Origin of the sequence: Chryseobacterium sp. KMC2 (genome assembly GCF_016756935.1) — a bacterium.
Classification (GTDB): domain Bacteria; phylum Bacteroidota; class Bacteroidia; order Flavobacteriales; family Weeksellaceae; genus Chryseobacterium; species Chryseobacterium rhizosphaerae.
In genome coordinates this window covers 200,152-221,470 of sequence record NZ_JAESIT010000002.1, presented here as the reverse complement: position 1 = coordinate 221,470, position 21,319 = coordinate 200,152, and the positions used below count along the sequence as shown (strand labels likewise).

Genomic DNA, 21,319 nt, shown 5'->3' with positions numbered 1-21,319 from the left:
TTTTACCTTTGTTTCCATAAAACTGCATTCAAAAACTCATCTCTTTAAAAAAAACAAAAAATGACAAATAATTTACATGTCCTGACCATTAATGAATTCATTGATTCTCAGGACCCTAATTTAGACAAAGAAATTGTAACACTGATTGATCAATACAGCGGAGAACTTGTTAATTTCAGAAAACAGGCTAAACCGGTGCCGGCCAATGGCCGTTATCTTTACCGTACCAAAATCAACAATGATGAGTCTATCGTATATTATAAAAGAATTGTCACCCAGGATATTTCTATAAAAATTGCGGAAGTATATGGAGACGGCAATACAGATGATTCCCCTGAGATCCAGCAGTTAATCGACGAAATGGAAACAGGACAGGTCTTACGTCTGGACAATAAAAGATATATGCTCCGCAGTCCGCTACAGATCAATAAGGCTATTAAAATAAAAGGTTCTTCTGTGAAAAGCAATATCAGTTTTCCTCCGTTTCTGATCACCAACAACAATGACGGTATTATTCTCAATACATCAGGAGTAGTTCTTGAAGGGTTTGGAATTTATAACATCATATGGCATACTACATCTCCCAATACCTTCACCGGAATTAAAGTGAATGGCATCGTGGAAAATCATATCAATGACATTATTTTAAGAGACCTTACGATCAGAGGATATCACACCGCATTAGAAGTCAACCATATGTGCTCCTCTCAAATTCAAACCCTAAAAACCGAAAACTGTAAAGTGGGAATTCATGTTAAAGGGCTCTCTGCCCACAATGAAATCTCCGGCAATACATCAATTATGATTAATCATCATTATGATATCCCAGGCAGCAGAGGCATCTGGTTTGAAGGAAGTTTCCCAAAAGAAGGGTGGAGAATTACCCATACAAACATCTGCAATGTCTACGAAGGAATCTATGCCGAAAAGGCATCCCAGATTAATGTTAACCACAGTATAATTGATTTTTGCAGACATACGGGGATAACGATAGCGGAAGGCTGCAACAACTGGAATATCAACAGCAATTACATCGCTCTTTCACAGCCGGGATACGGAATATTTTTGGCCAATAATGCCCAGCTTTCTGCATTGACCCGTGGAAACAAAATTGTAGATAACGATCTTTTCATCTATGAGCATGCTGAAAACGATACCACCTCTATTGGTATCAACATTATTGGAGAAGGATCTTTTTATGATGAAGTAAGAGGAAATTCTCTCAGGAACTTTAAAGCATATGATATCAAAGCAGATACCGGGTTAAAAACAACCATCATCCACAATAAATGTTTATCTGAAATCACTCCGAATATCATGGGTAACTTTGTAACCAATGACAACCTGGGAACGGTCTGTTATCAGAAGGCTGCAAATCAACCATTATCATAACAACAAACTTATCAATGTCTTATAAATCTGTAAAGTAATACAAGATCAATGAGAACCACCAGAATAAATTTCATGAGGAATGATTTTTTAGAGGTTTTATGATTAAATATGATCATTCCCGAGGCTGATCCTATGATACCGCCTAAAAGCGAAATTCCTAACAGTGTATTTTCCGGTATTCTTCTTTTCTGTTGAATAGCACGTTTTTTATCGAGTCCAAAAATAAAAAAGCTCAATATATTGATGACAGATAGTATATAAATCATTGGGGCAAATGTATTAATTTATTCAATGCCCTCTCCTATCCATATTACACAAAAAAGAGCTGCTTTGGGTAAAGCAGCTCTTCTATAATTCATTGTTTGTTCAACAATTATTTTTTAGCTTTTACATCAATAGCAATTTCGATGTCTTTGCTGATCATCCATTCTGCCGGATCTGCTTCTGAAGTACCGAATTTGATTCCCCAATCAGCTCTATTTACTGTAAATTTAGCCTGGATAGAAGCTGAATTATCTACTACATCTACTTTAGCAGGGAAAGTCACATTCATTGTTTTTCCTGACAAAGTAAGGTTTCCGCTTACTGTTTTATTTGCTCCAGCCACAGCATCTTTTGGTGCCTCTTTTAAATCTGCAACACTTGTAATTTTGAATTCTGAAGTTGGGTTTTTCGCCGCATCAAAGAAATCAGGGTTTTTCAAGTGCGCTTCAAGATCTGCCGGTTTTTTATCCTTCTCTGTTACTGAAGCAGGATCCACTTTGATAGAGTTCATATCGATCACAAAGTTTCCTGCAGAAACCTGACCTCCATCAACACTGATATCTCCTGATTTTACGCTAAGTGTTCCCCAACGAGGTGCCATACCTCCTTTGTGATATGCTTTCCAGTTTACTACAGAAGTTGCAGCATCTACCGCCAATACTTCTCCTTTGCTTTCTGCAACGGTCTGCTCCTGAGCTGTAGCTGCAGTATCTGCTGATTTTTCTTTATTACATGATGCTACAAGCAATCCTACTCCTACTAATGCAATTACGCTAATTTTTTTCATATTGAATTGTTTAAAAAAGTTTGTATTTTAAGATTCCAAAAGTAAAGAAACTTTATTTCTGTGACCTTAACATACATCAAGAAATGAAAAATTTTGGTTTTTATTGTGCAACAGGCGATTTAATTCAACTTTTACTCATAAAACTACCAATAAGATATTGTAAAAACCTAAGATAGATTAGTCTGTTTTTCCCATTTCTCGAAAATTGCTTATCTTAGAGTTCAATCATTGACTCACTTTATGGTTACAACTACCTCAAGATTTGTAGCTTAAATAAACAATAAAACTTTAATTACCAATTTCAAAATTCAAAACATGAATCAGCAATTATTCGAAAAAGTAGATCAGTACATTAGCCACCTGGTAGCACCTGAAGACCGTTTTCTTCAAGAAACCATTCAGTCTTTAGATGATGCTTCCATGCCTCAAATCAGTATAACACCAACGCAAGGCAAGTTTTTGCAGGTCATGATGCTTATGTGTAAAGCCAAGCGCGTATTAGAATTAGGTACTTTAGGGGCCTACAGCACTATTTGGATGGCAAGAGCAATTCCTGCAGATGGTAAAGTTATCACCATAGAATATGACCCTCATCATGCTGATATTGCCAGACGGAATATTGCAAAAGCCGGACTTGATGATCAGATTGACCTGAGGGTTGGCAAAGCAATGGATCTCTTAAAAGAGTTTATTGCCAAGAATGAAGACCCTTTTGACTTTATTTTTATCGATGCCGATAAACCACCCTACACCGAATATTTTGAATTAGCACTTGAGCTTTCACATCCGGGAACAGTAATCGTTTGTGATAATATAATTAGGGAAGGCAAAGTATTGGATGAAAATACCACTGATGAAAAGGTGAAAGGTGTACAGCGTTTTAATACAATGCTGGCCAGCAATCCAAAAGTTACCGCGACAATTATGCAAACAGTGGGTGCAAAAGAATATGACGGAATGGCAATTGCCATTGTTAATTGATTTGACCTATAATTTTGACAGGTAAAAATATTTTTAAGGCGGGGCAACTCGTCTTTTTTCTTTTTAAAAACCCTATTTTAGCGATCCGAAAACAGAACAATGACGACCGTAGAATTTATACAGAAGCAGCTTAATATCTCTGAAAAGAGCATCAACAATACCCTACAATTATTAGCAGAAGACTGCACTATTCCTTTTATTTCCCGTTACCGAAAGGATAAAACAGGGAATTTGGATGAAGTTCAGATTGAACAGATCTCAAAGATCAGCAAGCAGTTTGAAGAGATTGTCAAAAGAAAGGAATCTATTGTAAAATCTATAGATGAACAGGGCGCTTTAACACCTGAACTCCAACAAAGAATTGAAGAAAGCTTTGATATTCAGGAGCTGGAAGATTTATACCTTCCTTTCAAAAAACGTAAAAAGACAAAGGCTGATGCAGCCAAAGAAAAGGGATTGGAACCTTTAGCCAGAATCATTATGAGCCAGAAGAATAACGACATTCAGTTTCTGGCCTCAAAATACCTTAATAATGAAGTTTCATCAGAAGAAGAAGCACTGCAGGGAGCAAGAGATATCATGGCAGAATGGATCAATGAAAACATGTATGTCCGTAAAAATCTCCGTCGTCTGTTTCAGCGTAAAGCTGTAATCACCTCTAAGGCAGTAAAAGCTAAAAAAGAGGAAGAAGCTGCCCAGAAGTTCTCCCAATATTTTGAATGGGAAGAAAACCTCAGCAGAACACCTTCTCATAGGCTTCTTGCAATGCTAAGAGCTGAAGCAGAAGGCTTTGTAAAAACCAATGTAGGCGTTGATAAGGAGGAAGCCATCGACTTTATAGAGAAAGCCATTATCAAGTCTGATAATGAAAGCTCTGATCAAATTGCACTGGCCATAAAGGACGGTTATAAAAGACTTCTGGAACCTGCCATTTCCAATGAAAGCCTGCAGGAAGCCAAAGAAAAAGCTGATAAGAAAGCCATAGAAATATTTTCCGAGAATTTAAGCCAGTTACTTTTAGCACCGCCTTTGGGTGAAAAAAGAATTTTAGCTATTGACCCCGGCTACCGAAGCGGATGCAAAATTGTGTGCCTGGATGAAAAGGGAGACTTACTCCACAATGAAACCATCTATCCTCATGCACCACAGAACGAAACAGGAATGGCCATGAAGAAAATCCGCTCTATGGTTAACGCCTATAATATTGAAGCTATTTCTATAGGAAATGGAACCGCAAGCCGTGAAACAGAATTTTTCATTAAAAAAATCGCTTTTGATAAGCCTTTACAGGTTTTTGTGGTTTCTGAAGCAGGAGCCTCTGTATATTCTGCCAGCAAAATCGCGAGGGATGAATTTCCTACCTATGACGTAACTGTACGAGGTGCTGTTTCTATTGGAAGAAGGCTTTCTGATCCACTGGCAGAACTGGTGAAAATTGATGCGAAATCTATTGGTGTTGGCCAGTATCAGCATGATGTAGACCAAACTCAGTTGAAAAATGAACTGGATTCTACCGTCATGAAATGTGTAAATTCTGTAGGAATCAATTTAAATACAGCCAGTAAATCGTTATTGAGCTACGTTTCCGGAATTAGGGAGAAAATGGCGGAAAACATCGTCAGCTACCGTGCAGAAAACGGAGCTTTTGAAAACAGGAAGCAATTGAAAAAAGTACCGAGACTGGGCGAAAAAGCTTTCCAACAAGCCGCAGCATTTGTCAGAATTGCCAATGCCGAAAACCCATTAGACAATTCTGCTGTACACCCTGAAGCTTACAGTATTGTAGAAAAAATGGCCAAAGATCTTGGGATTAAAACCCATGAACTGATTGCTAATAAAGAAAAAATAACGCTGGTAAAACCCGAAGATTATATTACAGGAGAAATTGGAATTTTAGGAATCAAAGATATTCTGAAGGAGCTTGAAAAACCGGGATTAGACCCTAGAAAAGCCGCTAAAGTATTTGAGTTTGATCCTCATGTAAAAAGTATTAAAGACTTAAAAACAGGAATGATCCTTCCAGGAATCGTCAACAATATTACGGCTTTCGGATGTTTTGTAGATCTGGGAATTAAAGAAAGCGGTTTGGTTCATATTTCCCAGCTGAAAGACGGATTTGTTTCTGATGTCAATGAAGTGGTAAAACTTCATCAGCATGTTCGCGTAAAAGTAACGGAGGTAGATGAGACCAGAAAGAGGATTCAGCTGAGTATGATTCTGTAAGCATATATTTTAATCAATAAAAAAATACACCTTGAATTATAAGAATTTAATTTTCGATTTAGATGGAACTTTATGGGATTCCAGAGCTTCTATCATTACGATATGGAATCATGTTCTGAACAGGTATCAGCTGATAAAAAAAGACCTGAAACCTGAAGATATGGATCAGTATATGGGATTACTGGCGCTTGATATTGTTAAAGATATTGTTCCCGGAATTTCAGATCGGCAGGCTCAGGAAATACTTTCTGAAATTGTTTCTCAGGAAAATGAAATACTGCGTATCCAGGGTGGGATTCTGTATGATGGTGTTGAGAATACCCTGAAAAGCCTTACCAACACGCACCGCCTTTTTATCGTAAGCAACTGTCAGGATGGATATATTGAAGCATTTTTAGAATACTGTCAGTTCAATGACCTGTTTGCAGATTTTGAATCTCACGGACGGACCCAAAAACCCAAGGCTGAAAACATAAAGCTGATCATGGAAAGGAATCAATTAAACCCCGAAAACACCATTTATATTGGCGATACCCAAACAGATTACAACTCATCAAAATCAAATGAGCTGGAGTTTATTTTTTGTAAATATGGTTTTGGAAAATTAGAAGATCCTTCATATGAACCTTCTATTTCAAAGTTTTCAGATTTAGAATTGTATATCTAATTGTAAAAACTATACGAATATACCTACATAAAAAGGCTGCCTAAATAGGCAGCCTTTGTTATTTTGAATACTAATATCTTATTATTTATATTCTTTAGAATCTCTTCTTGGTTCCTTAAGTTCCGGCCATTTTACTGTTCCGCCCTTTTCATCCTGAGGCATTACTCTTTTTTCTCTATTGGTAAATTCAGGATCTTCAGAAGCCATATACGCCAATGCAGCAGTTAAAACCACATTATTTTTCACTTCATCAAAAACAATCTTATCATACGTATCTTTTGTAGTATGCCATGTATACCCAAAATACCCCCAGTTCAGAGAACCTAAAGAGAATCCTGGCACTCCTGCCGCTACAAAGGAAGCATGATCAGAACCTCCACCTCCTGGCATTCCAGGGAAGTCAGTTTTAATGTGTCCTTTTACGGTTTTTGGAACTCCATCAAGCCATCTTCCGATATAATCATATGCTTTCACAAATCCCTGACCGCTGATGTTTACCACTCTTCCTGTTCCGTTATCCTGGTTGAAGGCAGCCTGTACTCCTTTAATGATCTGAGGATTGTCTGCTACAAAACCTCTTGAACCATTTAACCCCTGTTCTTCACTTCCCCAAAGTCCGATAACGATTGTTCTCTTATTGTTTGGATAATATTTCTTCAGGATTCTCATGGTTTCAAGCATCGTAAGGGTACCTGTTCCATTATCCGTAGCTCCCTGAGCTCCATCCCAGGAATCAAGGTGAGCAGAAAGGATAACATATTCTTCTGGTTTTTCCTTTCCTTTGATCATTCCAATGGTATTGAAGCTTTTGGCATCAGGAAGGATTTTTGACTGGGCATCAATTTTAATTTTTGGCTTACTTCCTTTTTCCTCCATTCTGTAAAGCATCCCATAATCTTCCACATCAATGTCGATCATTGGAATTTTGGATGTTTTTGCTCCGAAGATTCTGTTGGCGCCCATAATCCCCGTCCAGTTGGAAATAGCAATTCCTGCTGCCCCTGCTTTTTCCAAAGCTTCCGGAAGCGTGCTGTTGTCGTAGCCTATATTTTTTACATACGCAGTAAAGTCCTTGGCAGCCTGCTCTTTTTCCGCTTTAAGTTTTTCATAAAGTTCAGGAGTTGCAAATTCTTTGATCTGCTCATCAGAACGTCCTATTTTTTGATATTGAGCCATCAGCACAATTTTCCCTTTTGCGGAAGGCAGCCATTGATCAAATTCTGCTTTAGAAGATACTTTAGGAAGAATAATTACTTCTGCTTCCACAGCTTTTTTAGTCGCCGGACTCCAGGCCAATTGCGTTGCAGACAGTGATTTTACACGCGGATATACCATATCAACATGGGTAATCCCTCTTTGCCAGCCTTTCCATGTTCCAAATTGCTGAAGGTTTGCCTCCACTCCCCATGAGCGAAGTTTCCCGGCACTCCATTCATTGGCGGCAAGCATTTCCGGAGTTCCCACAAGACGCGGGCCTATACCGTCTAATAATTCGCCAGCCATATTTTCAAGCTGAGAATTGTTATTTACTTCATCTACAAAACTTTTTACGATCGGATCAAGTTTTTCTTTCGGATCTACTTTTACCTGAGCCCATGAAAATTGGGCAGCCAACACCACTGCCGGTACTGCAAAAAATCTATTTATCTTCATAACATATATTGATTGGTTTAAAGATAAAGGAAATTGCGGAAATGATAAAGGATTAGAGGCAAAAAAGTCTTTACAGACGAATGTTTTCAACCTTTTTGCATGAAAAGTTGATATTCATCACAAAGGGTTAGCAAAAGCAGGCTGCCGTATGAGCCATCATGAGTAAGCGAAAGAAATGTTGTACAGAAATTGAAGGCATAAAAAAAAACCGGCTTTAAAAGCCGGTTAGAGGTGAATTATTTTTTAGCTTCTTCTACAGAAACTTTTCTGAAGTCTTTGAACAGTTTGCTTAGTTCTAAAGCTGCTTTACGAGCTCTTGTACCAGCTGCTTTGTTTCCTTTTTCTGCTTGTTGGTTTGCCTCAGTTGTGAACGCTTCAAATTCTGCGTTGATTTTTTCAATTAGTTCTTTCATTTATTTAAAAATTTAGGCTGCAAATATAGGTTTTATGGTGATTCCAGCCAATACAGCACCCAGAAAATTTGTAAAAATCCTGAATTTCAGTAAAATTCTTTTTTCTTACACTGAGGAAATAATCAAACACATGTGTTTTTTACATGCTATAACCGACTACAAAACAGTTTGTTTCCTAAAATTAACAAGCCCTGCAAAATAAAAAAACACACTCAACAACAGCAACGGTCCAAACATCATCAACCCATTGACAGAAGATCTGTTATGATAATATTCCAGTTTAAAGTCTTTCCAGTTGATGGTTTCTGTAGGCTTTTTGGCAAAAATTTCAGGATAAAAGAAAAGTCTTTTCTTTTCATGAAACAGTTCAACAGCCTGCATAAATTGTAACTGATCTGCAAGTCCTGAACCGGTAAGATCATTCAATTGAAACTGTACATGTAAACCAGGGATAAAGTAGGAAAATCTCCTGCTCATCTCCTCTCTTTTCCAAAGCTTCGTCTTCAGTTGATCCGACTGGTTTTTAGATTCATCATCCCCCATCTGTTGCATCGCATAATACCAAAGCCAGCTGAAATTCTCTTTTGGAAAACCATAAGACCTGAACTGTGGATAATGTTGGTAGAACTTTTCCAAAGTCGGTTTCTGGTCTGTATCCCATTTTTCATGATAGGCTTCTCTCTGCTCAATAGCAGTATCCAATGCCTCCGGTAATGGATATTTGCTTAAAATAAAATTATTGAGAACAGCAGGAAGAATAACAGTAAGCACAATCCAGAAACATAAAAGCCCTGCTGCACTTAGTCTTGAATTTTTATTCCATGAAACCACCCAAAAGCTCAAAGCAAACCAGAAAATAAAATACAACAGGGAAATCATGATGAAAGCTAATAAAGTGAGATCAAAGCTGAGATTCAGAATAGGAATTGCCAAAAGAACCAAAAGGAATAAAGTTCCGGCAATGGCCGTAAAACGTATCATAAATTTTTGAAATAAAATACGGAAAGGTTTTTGAGACTGTACACAAAGAAGAACCCATGTGCTTTCTTCTTTCTCTTCTGATAAAAGGTTATAGGTATATGATATAATGACCAAAGGAAAAAGAAAAATAATGACAAATCCAAGATCCAGGCTTCCTAAAAGAAGGCTTACAGGATTCTGAAGATCAGTATCATATTTTTGACCTTCCAGGTTTCTGATCGTCACACTCTGTATGGAAGGATTAAGATCTCTCTGCCCTATTGACAATGCATTAATAGGATCTGCTTTATTAACCAATCCAAATTTCAGATAATACAGAAGCAGCCCAAGGTCTTTGTCTATATATCCTGTATACCTCTGGATATGCTCATGCTGATATATCTCTGTTTTATGGATATTGGCATTCTGCTGATCTATAAATTGTTTTCCTACAAAAATACTGATCAATCCTGATAAGAGCAGAAACAATATTCCTAGGTAAGCTGCCTGGGAACGTATAAAATTCTTATATAATAATAGGTACATGACTAATTTATTTTTATTTTTTTGGATATAAAATGAAGGATAAAAAGAAGACCCACTCCCCATACAAGAAGTGAAAGCCCTGAAGCCGCCTCATTCTGAAAAAGCTCCCTGCTACTGATAAAACGATACTGAAAATCCGGAAGTTCTTTCCAGTGATCTCTACCGATGGTATACGGTTTCTCTCCCGGCAGCTGTTTTTTATTGCTGATATTCTCCATCTGCAGTTTGTTCATCAGCTGTGCCAATTGATACCGGTAGTCTTCCACCTGTTCCTGATAGCTTATATAAGAATTAAAATCAGACCCCGTAAGTGCCATGGAAAGGTTCCTGACAGCCTGAAAAGGGTTAACAAAAACAAGGGAATTATTAATACTGTTCTGCTGCTCATAAATTGTAAGCTGCCTTTTCCAGTATTTATTGTAGATTCCCGAGCTGATCTTTTCTCCTTCAGCCATAATATATCCGCTATAATTAAAAGGCAGTTCCTCTACCGTTTTTACTTTGTATGCATTGAGTAAAGAATCTTTTATTCCTTTATAATATATATCATTAGGGTTATGGCTGTCTCCGGTTTTTACCAGTTCATTTTCCACCATAGTATCAAAATCTATTTTTGATGGAGCCGGATAAAGAAAGGATCCAAAAGCCTGCGCAGTCCTTGGTATAATAACAATAAACAAAAGCCATATTCCTATTAGCTTTATTAAAGAAGATCTCGAGGTACTGCTTACTGCCGATACCATAACACAGATACTGCAAATCATGAAAAAATACGCCAGGTATACTACAGTCACCAACAATAAATGCGAAAACTCATTAACTGTAGTGTAGAAACCTGCAAGGCTAAACCAAATAAACGCCGACAACAGCATCACAGGAAAAAACACAATGCTGACCAAACAAAGTAAACCTACTATTTTCCCGGCCAACAGCTCTTTCCATTTGACACTCTGGCTCAGTAATACTTTCAGTGTGTTATTCTCCCGCTCTGCTGAAATGCAGCTGAATCCAAGAAAAAATATAAATAACGGAATCAAAGTCTGCAAAATTACAGCAGTACTTACCTCTCCAAAACGCAGCATCCCCGTTGAAAACCCTGCCTCTGAAAAATTAACCGTATTTTGCTTATGAGCTTCCAGAAATACAGAGTTTCCCATATACCGCTCTAATCCATAATCGAAAAAGCTAAGCGGGTATCTCGGTCGGAAAATCAAATATCCGTAATGCGCCATCCGGTGAGGATGTTTATCCGGTTTTTCTTCCCACTGCTGACGTACCTCCATCTGATGTCTGATTCTGTTATTTTCCTGTACCTTATAATCCTGCCATCCTGTATACGCTGCAAATACAAAAAGAAGACTTAAAATCATCAGAAGAAAAACAACGGCTTTATTTTGTAATGACTGTTTCCAAACCTGTTTTGAAATCAGCCGGACAATATGTATTCTCATAGTAATATGATTTAAAATTTGTATACTGCTGTAAGCACTGCATTTCTTGGAGCCCCAGGAAATAAACGCAGATAGTTTTGTGCCCCCAGCCAGTAAGTGGTGTTAAAAAGATTATTGATATTGAGGGAAATTTTCAAAGGTCCCTGTTTTGGCGTATAGTATATTGCTGCATCGAAAATGGTATATTCCGGCACCAAAAAGGAACGGTTATACATTGGAACTTTATTTCCACTGTACTGAACCCCAAAACCTATGGCGATATCCCTCAGAAAAGAAGTCTTCTCGAAACTATACTTCTGCCAGATATTGGCACTGTGAAAAGGTGTATTCTGCTTTCTTGCCCCCACCAACTCAGGATTTACATCATTAATAATCCTGGCATCATTATACCCATAAGAAGCAAATACCTGCCATTCGGGGAGTATATTTCCTATAATATCCATTTCAAAGCCACGGCTTCGTTCTTCTCCTCTGGTGACCAGTCTGTCCGGTTCTGAAGGGTCATTAGCATTCAGAAGGATATTTCGCTGTGTGATCTCATAAACCGCAAAGTCAACGTGCAGTTTTTTATTGAAAAAGTCTGCTTTCATCCCTATTTCCTGTGACTTACTTTTTAAAGGTTCAAATGCTCTCCCTTCAGGGATAGCCACGGCTGCCAGTGAAGCCGTATTAGACTGAGGCTGAAACCCTTCTATATAGGAAGCATAGACATTGATGTGATCATTTACATTATAGGTCACCCCAATTCTGGGAATCAGTTTGGTATCTTTAACTGTCACTTCATTATTTTCTTTATAATGGGTGATATCCTGAAACCATTCCTGTCTGAGACTCAGAAAAAGATTAAAACGATGCCATTTGATCTGGTCCTGGATATATATTCCATTGGAACGGATCAACGCTGCCGGAAGAGCTGCTTTTGAAAATACATATTCCTCAGGATTCTTAATCGCATAGGTAGGATCTGCCAGATTAAAATGTTCTACATTCGGCTTGGGCATGGTAATCCCGTTAATGGTCACCATCTGATAGGCTCCTGCATTTTGGGGATCATAAGACGATGCTGTTTTTCCGTTAGTCAGAAGGTATCCTCTTGCCGTATTCTGGGCACCGCCTTTATATTTATGAGTACTGATAACATCATACCCTGCCAAGATTTTGTGTTCTAAAGGTCCGCTTTTAACATTAAAAACCATGTATGCATTAAAGTTATCTGTATTCCAGAATTGGTTTCGCTGTACCATCTGCATCCCTGCCAGCGTCGGAATAGCTTTATTATTACTATCTACTCCAAAAGTATTGGTGGTTCTGTGCTCCTGAAGATCCTCTTTCCAGGTCTGCTTCATATATGACGCATTAATACTGAGCTTATCAGTAATACGATGGGTAAAATTCGACATGATAATAAGCTCTTTTGATTTAAAATAATCATTTACAGCCCCCAGATTAAAACTTATAGGTGTACTATTCAGATCAGTAACTCCTGCCACTGCACCAAAAATGGGTTGTCCACGGTCTATTTTTCCGTTCAGGTCATTATAAATCATTTCTACATTGACGGCCGTCCTGTCATTGGGGATAAAAGAAAAGGACGGGGATATTAATATGGCCTTTTGTGATTGTATATCCCTGAAACTTTTAGCTTCCGAATATGCTGCATTGAAACGGTACAATAACGTTTTATCCTGATTCAAAGGACCTGTAAAGTCCAGTGAGCTTCTTATGGTGCTAAAGCTTCCTACACTCATACTGATTTCTCTGCCAGGAGTTTTCAAGGGCTTTTTTGTCACCAGCACAATACTTCCTCCCGGATCTACACTGGAGAGAACGGCACTGGCCGGACCTTTAATCACTTCTATTTTCTCAAGGTTGGTGGTAATGGGCTGCATAAAATAATACTGCCGGGTACGCATTCCATTAATAATTGTACCCTCTTCATTCTGCGCAATCCCCCGGATGCTGAATTGATTATAATAGCTTACCGGGGTGACACTACTGGCCAGCTTTACGGCATCTCCAAGCTGATAGGCCTGGCGATCGTTGATCAGCTCCTTGCTCACTGTAGAGATGGAAAAAGGAATATCCTTATTTTGTACTCCTATTTTAGTAGCCGAAAAAGAATAATCACTGTAATATTTTTTGGAAGCTCTTCCTGTAATTTCTACTTCCTGTATGTTTCCAACCTTAAAAAGATGAAAAATGAATTTTCTGCTTTGCGATGTACTGTCTATTGCAATATGCTCAGTATACTCATCATAGGAGTCTGCATTCACCTTTACCTCATAGTTCCCACTTTTGATATCCGTTATTGTAAAATTTCCATCCTGACTAGTTGTATTGTAGGTATTTTCTTTATTTTCAATACTGATCCGGGCATTTGTAAGCTTGTGTCTATTCTCGCCTATTACTTCTCCGGATAATCTCTGCTGTGCACAGATCTTCACACTGGCAGTCGCCAGTGCAGCTGTGATATAAAAATATTTCATTGGCCTGCTCTTAAATGGTTTCCAGATAGATTTTCTGAAGTTCATCAGCAGTGACTGAACTTGCCTCCAACGTATGAACAAGACGGCCTTCTTTCATGATTCCTATCCGGGTGCCTACATTCACAGCATTGAAAATATCATGAGTGGCCATCAGAATGCTTTTACCTTCTGCAGCGAGATCTTTACAAATCCTTGTAAACTCTGCAGTAGCTTTAGGATCCAGACCTGAGGTGGGCTCATCCATTAAAATCAGATCTGCGTTTTTGGCCACGGCAATAGCAATAGCCACTTTTTGACGCATTCCTTTGGAATACGAAGACAGTTTTTTATGGTGTGCAGACTGCTGAAGACTTGTGTTCTCAAGAAATAAGGCTAATTCAGCTCTCGAATAACGAAATCCTGCCATCTGACTGAAAAAATCCAGATTTTCAATCCCTGTAAGATGAGGATATAACTGTACCACTTCCGGGATATACGCTATATATTTCTTAGTAGCTTCCCCATTGATTTCCACTGGAATACCATTAATAAGAGCCTCACCGGAACTGGCTTTCAGGAATCCCAAAAAGATATTAATTGTTGTTGTTTTCCCGGCACCGTTTTGTCCGAGCAGGCAGAATATTTCTCCTTTTTGTACGGATATATTGAGTCCGCTTAGTGCAGTAACATGATTATACTGCTTACTAAGCTGGATTGCTTGTAATATTGACATGAAAAATGTATTATGTTATGATTAAAAGAGTGAAGCCCACATAGAAAGCAGGCAATATAGATCTAAGTATCACAACATTACAGGAGGACCCCGGTCTGATAAGGAAAAAAGGCTGAAAGAAAACAGAAACCCCGGAGAAGAGGCAATCTTCCCGGTAATTTTTTTTAAGGCAAAAACCGTGGTATAACCATTCCCATGATGCTCTTCACCCAACAGCTTGTGATGACAAACCGGACACTTGGTATCACATTTTGAAAAAGAGTTTTTGAAAACTTTTCCGTTTTCATGTGTAGAGTCCTGAACACTGATCCCGGCATCCAGATTGTGAAGAAAATGATGGTGGAGATATTCTGCCGGAGAAACAGCAAAAGCATAGACCGCAATAAACATTGCCGTCAGAAAATTCTTAAAATGCCTTGTGATTCTCAAAAGAATATGTTTAGAGATTATTACCGGATTTCGCGAAATTAAAGAATTATATTGAAAAAAGCATACTTACAAAGAGAAATACTGAAAAATCAACATCTTATTCTAAAAAAATGTAGGTTAGCTACATCTTTTAATTCAGAATCGACACATCATACTAAAACACTTCCGTTTTTATCAAAAATCAGCTGTAACTTCTGAGTTTTTCTCCTACACTCTTCAGTAAAACGAGACTCTCCGAGGTAATTCTCTCTGTAAATACTATCCTAAAATGGTGACTGTAGTGCTCTGTAAGGGAAAATGTAATACCGGGAGTAAATACAATTTTGTTATTTTCACAGTAAAGGTAGAATGTATCCATATCAACTGTCTCCGGTAACTGTCCCCAAATGCTGTAACCACCCTGCGGTCTGTGAAAATATGAATCTTGTGGAAAATGCCTTCTTAATGCATCCAGTATGATCATTGCTTGTTCGTTCAGTTTTTTTCGAAATGAGCGCAAATGCCTTTCATAGCTGTTTCCCTGAAGAAGTTTGAGTACCAGTTCCTGATAAATGGGCGACACCGATTTCCCCAATACAAACCTGTTTCTCTCTGCCTTTGAATAAAAACGACCTGTAGACAACCAGCCTAAGCGAATGCCGGGTGCCAATGTCTTTGAAAATGAAGAATACGTCATTACCAATCCTGTTTCATCAAAATTTTTAATGCAACGGGGTCTTTTTTCCGTAAAATAAAGATCACTATACATATCATTTTCAATGACCGGTACCTGATGTACTACAGCTATTCTCAGCAACTCTTTCTTGGTATCATCACTCATCAAAATACCAGTAGGATTATGAAAATTGGGAGTTACCACCAGGGCACGGATATTATTTTCTGCACATACTTTTCTGAAATACTCTGTGTCAAAACCATTCCGATAATGAACAGGAATCTCTATAACCTTAAGCCCCAGATTAGCAATCACTTCTAATATTGAAAACACGCAGGGACTATCAACCGCTACCACATCTCCCGTATCTGTTACGGACCTCAATGCAATAACCAATGCCTGCAAAGCTCCGTCTGTGATAATCAATTCATCGGGATTACATGTGCCGCCATATTTTCCCATTTGGACTGCAATATGTTTTCTCAATGGTTCTAACCCGTTTGAAGGATAATACCGGAGAAGTGCAGACCCTTTTTCACGGATCACTTCCTGCATCGTCCTGAGTATTAATTTTTGTGGAATCAGAAGATCTCCCGGCATAGCGGCATTAAAAGAGCTGAACTCCGATGTTCTTTTGGATGTCAGCATCATGTTTTTCATAAATACCTCATCCCTGACTACCGGGGCAAGCTTTGTTCTTCTTCTGGGAATATTTTCTTCCACGATGTCCGAAACAAAATATCCTGAACGCGGATTGCTTTCAACCAGACCTTTCATCATAAGGTATTCAAAACCACTCTGAACAGAACTTGTACTCAGCTGATATGTTTTCTTAATTTCCCGGATCGATGGCAGGCGATCTTTACCCTGCAAAAGTCCGTTACGGATTTGTTCCTCAATAACAGCTGTAAAAATTTCGTATTTGTATGGTTTCATAAACTCGGATAAACTGTACTGAACAAATTTACAAAATAAACATCTGTACTGATTATATTTTCGCAAACTGTATCCCTTCTGCTCGGATAAATCTTATAATTTTGAATAAAAAAAAGCATGGATATCATTTCAAAATTTACAGTAGGTTCTAAAGAGGGAATTTCTGATCTTATAACCATTATCGATTCTTCGGTTTATAGCCTGCACAAGGACTTTGTTTCTGAAGAAAACATCAAAAAATACATCTACAACGATATAGATCCAAGAAGGATGATTAATGAACTGAATGATCTTTCCAACCAGCTTATCATGACGTATGCAGATCAGCAACCAGTGGGATACAGCATCATTAAAAGCGGTTCTGTATACCCGGGAATACCTGAAGGAAAAAGGTCTGCGGAAATCAGCTTTGTTATTCTCCCTGAATTTGATTCTCCTGAAACAAGGCAGTCTCTTTGGAAAAAATGCAGATCTGCACTAGGTTTTACAGATATAATATGGATCAATATGCTCAGCCATGATTCGCTTCTGGAATTTTTGAAGGAGTCTGGCTTTACCCCGGTTTCCCAGACACACGCCGGACCTTTTCAGCTTCCATCTTCTATTTTAAAAATGGAAATTCATAAAAATTAAAAATCGGAACCAAAAACTGAAAAACCTTATATCTCTTTACAATTTTATATCTTTGATTTTTATAATTTTAAGGCAATGAGTGATCAGCTGGAAACCATAGAAGATTATTACAGACGTATCCGGAAAGATGAGATTAAACTGTTTGATTCGGAAGATTTTGAAATGGGAAAATCTCATTTCAATATCTCTATGCGAAAGTATTGCAGTTTCAAAAGTCCTTACAACCGGCGTGATTATTATAAGATTAGCTTTATCATAGGAAAAGGGACTATTCATTATGGGACTCATCAGTTGTATATTGACCGTCCTGCTTTATTTTTCCCTTCCCCCAGCATTCCTTATACCTGGGAATGTGACGGTGATTTCCAGGAAGGTTATTTTTGCCTCTTCAACCAGGAGTTTTTTAATGGAAATTCTGAGTTTAATTTATTCAAAAAAACGTCACTCTTCAAAGAGTGGAGCAAACCAGTTGTTTTTTTAACCGAAGAGCAAACCCAGCTGGCAACCTTATATTTTGAGCAGATATACAAGATCAATAATTCAGTTTATCCATTTCGATGCTCCAGTATCAAAAGCAATCTTGCCTCCGTACTGCATCTCGCTCTGGAAAATCGTGTAGAGGATATCAGCCCCAATGAACTTCCCGCTAACGTTCGTCTTTATAAGCTGTTTGATGAATTGCTGACCAAACAGTTCCCATTAGATTCACCAGCTTATCCGCTGGCCTTAAGAACACCTTCAGATTTTGCTGATCATCTTAATGTACATGTGAATCATTTAAACTCTTCTGTAAAATCAGTTACCCATCTTACAACCACACAGATCATTAAGGACAAAATGTTTGAAGAATCTAAAAACCTGCTGAAATACACCAACTGGGATATTGCACAAATTGGCTATACTTTGGGCTTTGAGCAACCTTCCCATTTTAATAATTTTTTTAAGAAGCATGCACAGACTTCTCCTTTAAAATTTAAAAATGCATTTTAATTATTTGAATTTCGTAATTTTTACTTTGTCTTTTAAAACTGGATTTTACTTTTCTTGAATTATTTTTGCATTGTAAAAATGAATGAATATGTTGAGAGAAGCATCTGAAAAACGCATAAAGTTAATCACCATTATGGCCTTTGTGTCTATCCCTCTTTCAGGGTTTGTCACAGATATCTACCTACCGTCATTTCCATCAATGGCCAGAGAATTATCGGTTTCTGAAAAAGATATCCAGATTACGCTTACCTCCTACCTGCTGAGCTATGGAATTTCCCAGCTGTTTGTGGGCGGAATCCTTGATAGTATTGGGCGCTACCGTCCAAAACTGCTTGCTTTATTCCTTCTGGTCATCAGCAGCCTCCTGATTACAATGACTGATAGTATCTTATTAATATGTCTGCTGCGTATTCTTCAGGGTGTTGCCGTTTCGGTACTTGTTGTGGCTACCCGTGCTATTTTTGTGGATATTTATGATTCGGAAAGAGTAAAACATTACCTGAGTTATTTTACCATTGTATGGTCCTGCGGACCTATTCTAGCTCCTTTTCTTGGAGGTTATCTTGAAAAACTTTTTAACTGGCATGCTAACTTTCATTTCCTGGCTCTGTATGCAGGACTTATCTTTCTGTTCGAGTGGTTTTTCAGTGGTGAAAGCCTTCCCCAGAAAAAGAAGCTTGATCTTGCAGAAAATATAAGCCTTTATAAAATGATGCTTAAAAACAGGATCTTTATGTTGGGAATTTTCATCTTGGGATTAAGCTATTCTATTGTTATGCTTTTTAATATTACAGGGCCATTTATTATTGAAAATACGTTTCATTTTACACCTGTAGTCATTGGATATTGTACTTTGATTTTAGGTTTCTCATGGATGATCGGAGGTTTTATAGGAAAACGCAGACTTACACTGGATTTTAAGCCCCGTATCCTGCAGCCTATTCTATTGCAGCTCACCTTGATTGTTGCATTGATCATCACCAGCAATTATGCAGAAAGTCTTTTCATCATGGTTCCTTTTGCCTTTTTTATTCATATCTGTTCTGGAGTACTGTTTACTTCGTTTTTCACAACAAGTATGCTGTATTTCCCTAAAAATGCCGGAACAGCAGGTGGATTGATGGGTGGGCTGGTCTATGTGATCACCTCTATTTCGAGTTTTATTATTTCTGTAAGCGGAACTGTAACAGAACAACAAGGACTGGCATGGCGCTATCTGATTATAGCCTTTTTCCTTCTGGGAATCATTCTTATTATGAACCAGGCGATCAAAAAAGAAAAAGCAGAGAATTAATCTCTGCTTTTTTTATTTCAAAATCTGAGGATATCTCCTCTCCTTTACTATTCATTTATCATCAACTCTTCTCTGAGTTTGAAACAGACTTTCCAAACAATGATACTTTCGGACTACATTTAACTACTTTCAAATAAGCCAATATACTGAGATCAATGATAATTTAGCAGCTATGATTGATTGTTAAATAAATAACGGTAAAAACAGCAGGTTTTATAAGGAGTTTATTTCCGGAGAACAGGGAATAAATGAGCAAAATCTGTACATGGTAATTACACACCATCCTTGCTATACACTAGGATTTTCAACCTGAAAAAGAGAGAAAATGTACGTTTTTATTATCCCAATATTGGGAAATACCATTCATGGAAGCGGTCATTGTATTCTTAAAAAATTGCAATACAGTTTCTCTAATTTTTACAATGATTCATAATCACTTTTAAATTGATAAATTATAAAATAACTGCAATGAAATTATTGGTTAAGCTTATCATCATATGGGCAGGCATAAATTGTTTACATGCCCAATCGGCACTCAGTTTTTCTGAAGCCAGAGATATGATGATGAATAAAAATATTGAAGTAAAAATAAATAATAAAAAGATAGATGTCGCCCAATATAAGATAAAAGCTGCCCAAAGTATGCTGTATCCTCATATTAAAGCATTTGGAATCGCAACGTATATAGATAAGGAATCCAGACTTAATCTTAATGATAAAAGGGATCAGCTAGCTTCATTATTTGAGCTTCACTCGCCCACGGTATTGGGGAACTGGGATTTTACGCTTCAGAAAAAAGATATGGCATTTGGAGGAATATCTTTGAGCTGGCCTGTATATACAGGTGGAAAAATAAGATCAGCCGTCAATATGGCCAAAATAGGTGCTGAGGTGGCCAAAGTGGAAAAAAGCAATTCTGAACAGGGCCTAGTTTCAGAGCTGGCAAACAGTTATTTCAAAGCCAAGCTGGCCGAAGAGGCCGTTACTGTAAAAGAGAATGTTGTAGAAGTAATGAACGTTCACTTATCAAATTCATTAAAAATGGAGCGTAACGGTATTATTGCAGGTGTAGAAGTTTTGCAGGCTAAAGTAGCCGTAGCTGAAGCTGAAAGACAATTACTTGCTTCCAAAAAAGATTTACAGCTGGCAAGAACGGCCCTTTCCGCAACATTAGAGCAGGAAGAGGAGTTTACACTTACTACACCATTCTTTTTAGAAGGAAATATGAATTCTTTAGAAGAATATAAGGAGAAGGCAGCAGCTCATTATCCTCAAATACAAAAATTAAAACTCCTTGAAGAGATTGCCCAGCAAGGGATTAATATAGAAAAAGCAAATTATCTACCTACTGTTTTATTAACCGGTCAGCAGATTATTGCCTCTCATAACTTTCCTTTGGTAAAAAACCCTTTAACTGTAGGTGTTATGGTTACCTATGATATTTTTGACGGATTTGGACGAAAAAATAAGATTCTTGCAGCCAAAGGTGAAAAAGAAACGATTGAAATGTCCCGAGAAAAGCTTCAGCTCGATATTAAAACTTATGTTGAAAAGCTATACAATGAGCTTAAAAAATCGGATGAACAAATTGTTTCTTTAAATGAATCTATAAAATTAGCAGAAGAACTTGTAAGAATACGAAAAGCCTCATTTGCAGAAGGAATCTCAACATCTACAGATGTTATTGATGCTGAACTGAACCTATCCGGGAAAAAAATTGAACAATTGAAGGCTTATACGGATTATGACACCAACCTTGCTAAACTTTTTGAGGTATGCGGAATGAGCAATGATTATATCCAAAATGCCAAATAAAATCTCAAATTATATAACTTAAAATTACTACA

General features: G+C 37.7%; 18 protein-coding genes. 8 read left to right on the top strand and 10 right to left on the bottom strand.

Going from position 1 to position 21,319, the window contains the following annotated elements:
• Positions 1-60: 60 nt before the first annotated feature.
• On the top strand, positions 61-1,392 hold the full coding sequence (locus JML65_RS03450; RefSeq protein WP_202269924.1) for a hypothetical protein: 1,332 nt from the start codon (positions 61-63) through the stop codon (positions 1,390-1,392).
• An 11-nt stretch (positions 1,393-1,403) separates the two neighbouring features.
• Here the strand turns inward: JML65_RS03450 and JML65_RS03445 are convergent, their stop codons facing one another.
• Complete coding sequence (locus tag JML65_RS03445; protein WP_047485828.1) at positions 1,404-1,658, bottom strand: DUF1294 domain-containing protein; 255 nt, start codon at positions 1,656-1,658, stop codon at positions 1,404-1,406.
• 107 nt (positions 1,659-1,765) lie between these two features.
• Positions 1,766-2,443 (bottom strand): YceI family protein, encoded by a 678-nt coding sequence (locus tag JML65_RS03440; RefSeq protein ID WP_202269923.1) that lies wholly within the window; start codon positions 2,441-2,443, stop codon positions 1,766-1,768.
• A 315-nt stretch (positions 2,444-2,758) separates the two neighbouring features.
• Between JML65_RS03440 and JML65_RS03435 the strand changes: the two genes are divergently transcribed.
• The 3 genes from JML65_RS03435 (at position 2,759) to JML65_RS03425 (ending at position 6,314) form a co-directional block, all read left to right on the top strand.
• A complete protein-coding gene (locus JML65_RS03435; RefSeq protein ID WP_202269922.1) occupies positions 2,759-3,424 on the top strand; it encodes an O-methyltransferase in 666 nt (221 codons plus the stop codon).
• A gap of 99 nt (positions 3,425-3,523) precedes the next feature.
• Complete coding sequence (locus JML65_RS03430) at positions 3,524-5,647, top strand: Tex family protein (RefSeq protein ID WP_202269921.1); 2,124 nt, start codon at positions 3,524-3,526, stop codon at positions 5,645-5,647.
• 31 nt (positions 5,648-5,678) lie between these two features.
• Complete coding sequence (locus tag JML65_RS03425; protein ID WP_157969916.1) at positions 5,679-6,314, top strand: HAD family hydrolase; 636 nt, start codon at positions 5,679-5,681, stop codon at positions 6,312-6,314.
• An 81-nt stretch (positions 6,315-6,395) separates the two neighbouring features.
• Here the strand turns inward: JML65_RS03425 and JML65_RS03420 are convergent, their stop codons facing one another.
• From JML65_RS03420 to JML65_RS03385, 8 genes are all read right to left on the bottom strand, one after another.
• A complete protein-coding gene (locus JML65_RS03420) occupies positions 6,396-7,967 on the bottom strand; it encodes a M20/M25/M40 family metallo-hydrolase (protein ID WP_202269920.1) in 1,572 nt (523 codons plus the stop codon).
• A 236-nt stretch (positions 7,968-8,203) separates the two neighbouring features.
• Positions 8,204-8,380, bottom strand: coding sequence for a histone H1 (locus tag JML65_RS03415; RefSeq protein WP_047377485.1), 177 nt, complete (start codon positions 8,378-8,380; stop codon positions 8,204-8,206).
• A 156-nt stretch (positions 8,381-8,536) separates the two neighbouring features.
• Positions 8,537-9,886, bottom strand: coding sequence for a DUF3526 domain-containing protein (locus JML65_RS03410; RefSeq protein ID WP_115920147.1), 1,350 nt, complete (start codon positions 9,884-9,886; stop codon positions 8,537-8,539).
• Positions 9,887-9,888: 2 nt separating this feature from the next.
• Positions 9,889-11,337: an ABC transporter permease gene (locus JML65_RS03405; RefSeq protein WP_202269919.1), complete on the bottom strand. Its 1,449-nt coding sequence runs from the start codon at positions 11,335-11,337 to the stop codon at positions 9,889-9,891.
• A gap of 11 nt (positions 11,338-11,348) precedes the next feature.
• Positions 11,349-13,823, bottom strand: a complete 2,475-nt coding sequence (locus JML65_RS03400; protein WP_202269918.1) for a TonB-dependent receptor — start codon at positions 13,821-13,823, stop codon at positions 11,349-11,351.
• 10 nt (positions 13,824-13,833) lie between these two features.
• On the bottom strand, positions 13,834-14,535 hold the full coding sequence (locus JML65_RS03395) for an ABC transporter ATP-binding protein (RefSeq protein WP_202269917.1): 702 nt from the start codon (positions 14,533-14,535) through the stop codon (positions 13,834-13,836).
• Positions 14,536-14,604: 69 nt separating this feature from the next.
• Positions 14,605-14,964, bottom strand: coding sequence for a hypothetical protein (locus JML65_RS03390; protein WP_202269916.1), 360 nt, complete (start codon positions 14,962-14,964; stop codon positions 14,605-14,607).
• A gap of 181 nt (positions 14,965-15,145) precedes the next feature.
• The gene (locus JML65_RS03385) at positions 15,146-16,555 is read right to left on the bottom strand and encodes a PLP-dependent aminotransferase family protein (RefSeq protein WP_202269915.1); all 1,410 of its coding nucleotides are present in this window, start codon (positions 16,553-16,555) and stop codon (positions 15,146-15,148) included.
• 117 nt (positions 16,556-16,672) lie between these two features.
• Here JML65_RS03385 and JML65_RS03380 point away from each other — a divergent pair, with 117 nt between their 5' ends.
• The 4 genes from JML65_RS03380 to JML65_RS03365 all read left to right on the top strand — a co-directional run bounded on the left by JML65_RS03380 (position 16,673) and on the right by JML65_RS03365 (position 21,287).
• Complete coding sequence (locus JML65_RS03380; RefSeq protein WP_202269914.1) at positions 16,673-17,188, top strand: hypothetical protein; 516 nt, start codon at positions 16,673-16,675, stop codon at positions 17,186-17,188.
• A gap of 75 nt (positions 17,189-17,263) precedes the next feature.
• On the top strand, positions 17,264-18,178 hold the full coding sequence (locus tag JML65_RS03375; protein WP_084087581.1) for a helix-turn-helix domain-containing protein: 915 nt from the start codon (positions 17,264-17,266) through the stop codon (positions 18,176-18,178).
• 88 nt (positions 18,179-18,266) lie between these two features.
• Positions 18,267-19,472 (top strand): MFS transporter, encoded by a 1,206-nt coding sequence (locus JML65_RS03370; protein WP_202269913.1) that lies wholly within the window; start codon positions 18,267-18,269, stop codon positions 19,470-19,472.
• Between the two features lie 468 nt (positions 19,473-19,940).
• Positions 19,941-21,287 (top strand): TolC family protein, encoded by a 1,347-nt coding sequence (locus JML65_RS03365; RefSeq protein WP_202269912.1) that lies wholly within the window; start codon positions 19,941-19,943, stop codon positions 21,285-21,287.
• Positions 21,288-21,319 lie beyond the last annotated feature (32 nt).

Excerpts from the sequence above, each read along its gene's own strand:
- JML65_RS03420 (WP_202269920.1), bottom strand. The coding sequence starts at position 7,967 with ATGAAGATAAATAGATTTTTTGCAGTACCGGCAGTGGTGTTGGCTGCC.
- JML65_RS03395 (WP_202269917.1), bottom strand. The coding sequence starts at position 14,535 with ATGTCAATATTACAAGCAATCCAGCTTAGTAAGCAGTATAATCATGTT.
- JML65_RS03440 (WP_202269923.1), bottom strand. The coding sequence starts at position 2,443 with ATGAAAAAAATTAGCGTAATTGCATTAGTAGGAGTAGGATTGCTTGTA.
- JML65_RS03385 (WP_202269915.1), bottom strand. The coding sequence starts at position 16,555 with ATGAAACCATACAAATACGAAATTTTTACAGCTGTTATTGAGGAACAA.
- JML65_RS03415 (WP_047377485.1), bottom strand. The coding sequence starts at position 8,380 with ATGAAAGAACTAATTGAAAAAATCAACGCAGAATTTGAAGCGTTCACA.
- JML65_RS03410 (WP_115920147.1), bottom strand. The coding sequence starts at position 9,886 with ATGTACCTATTATTATATAAGAATTTTATACGTTCCCAGGCAGCTTAC.
- JML65_RS03405 (WP_202269919.1), bottom strand. The coding sequence starts at position 11,337 with ATGAGAATACATATTGTCCGGCTGATTTCAAAACAGGTTTGGAAACAG.
- JML65_RS03445 (WP_047485828.1), bottom strand. The coding sequence starts at position 1,658 with ATGATTTATATACTATCTGTCATCAATATATTGAGCTTTTTTATTTTT.
- JML65_RS03435 (WP_202269922.1), top strand. The coding sequence starts at position 2,759 with ATGAATCAGCAATTATTCGAAAAAGTAGATCAGTACATTAGCCACCTG.
- JML65_RS03380 (WP_202269914.1), top strand. The coding sequence starts at position 16,673 with ATGGATATCATTTCAAAATTTACAGTAGGTTCTAAAGAGGGAATTTCT.
- JML65_RS03450 (WP_202269924.1), top strand. The coding sequence starts at position 61 with ATGACAAATAATTTACATGTCCTGACCATTAATGAATTCATTGATTCT.
- JML65_RS03365 (WP_202269912.1), top strand. The coding sequence starts at position 19,941 with ATGAAATTATTGGTTAAGCTTATCATCATATGGGCAGGCATAAATTGT.
- JML65_RS03375 (WP_084087581.1), top strand. The coding sequence starts at position 17,264 with ATGAGTGATCAGCTGGAAACCATAGAAGATTATTACAGACGTATCCGG.
- JML65_RS03370 (WP_202269913.1), top strand. The coding sequence starts at position 18,267 with ATGTTGAGAGAAGCATCTGAAAAACGCATAAAGTTAATCACCATTATG.
- JML65_RS03430 (WP_202269921.1), top strand. The coding sequence starts at position 3,524 with ATGACGACCGTAGAATTTATACAGAAGCAGCTTAATATCTCTGAAAAG.
- JML65_RS03400 (WP_202269918.1), bottom strand. The coding sequence starts at position 13,823 with ATGAAATATTTTTATATCACAGCTGCACTGGCGACTGCCAGTGTGAAG.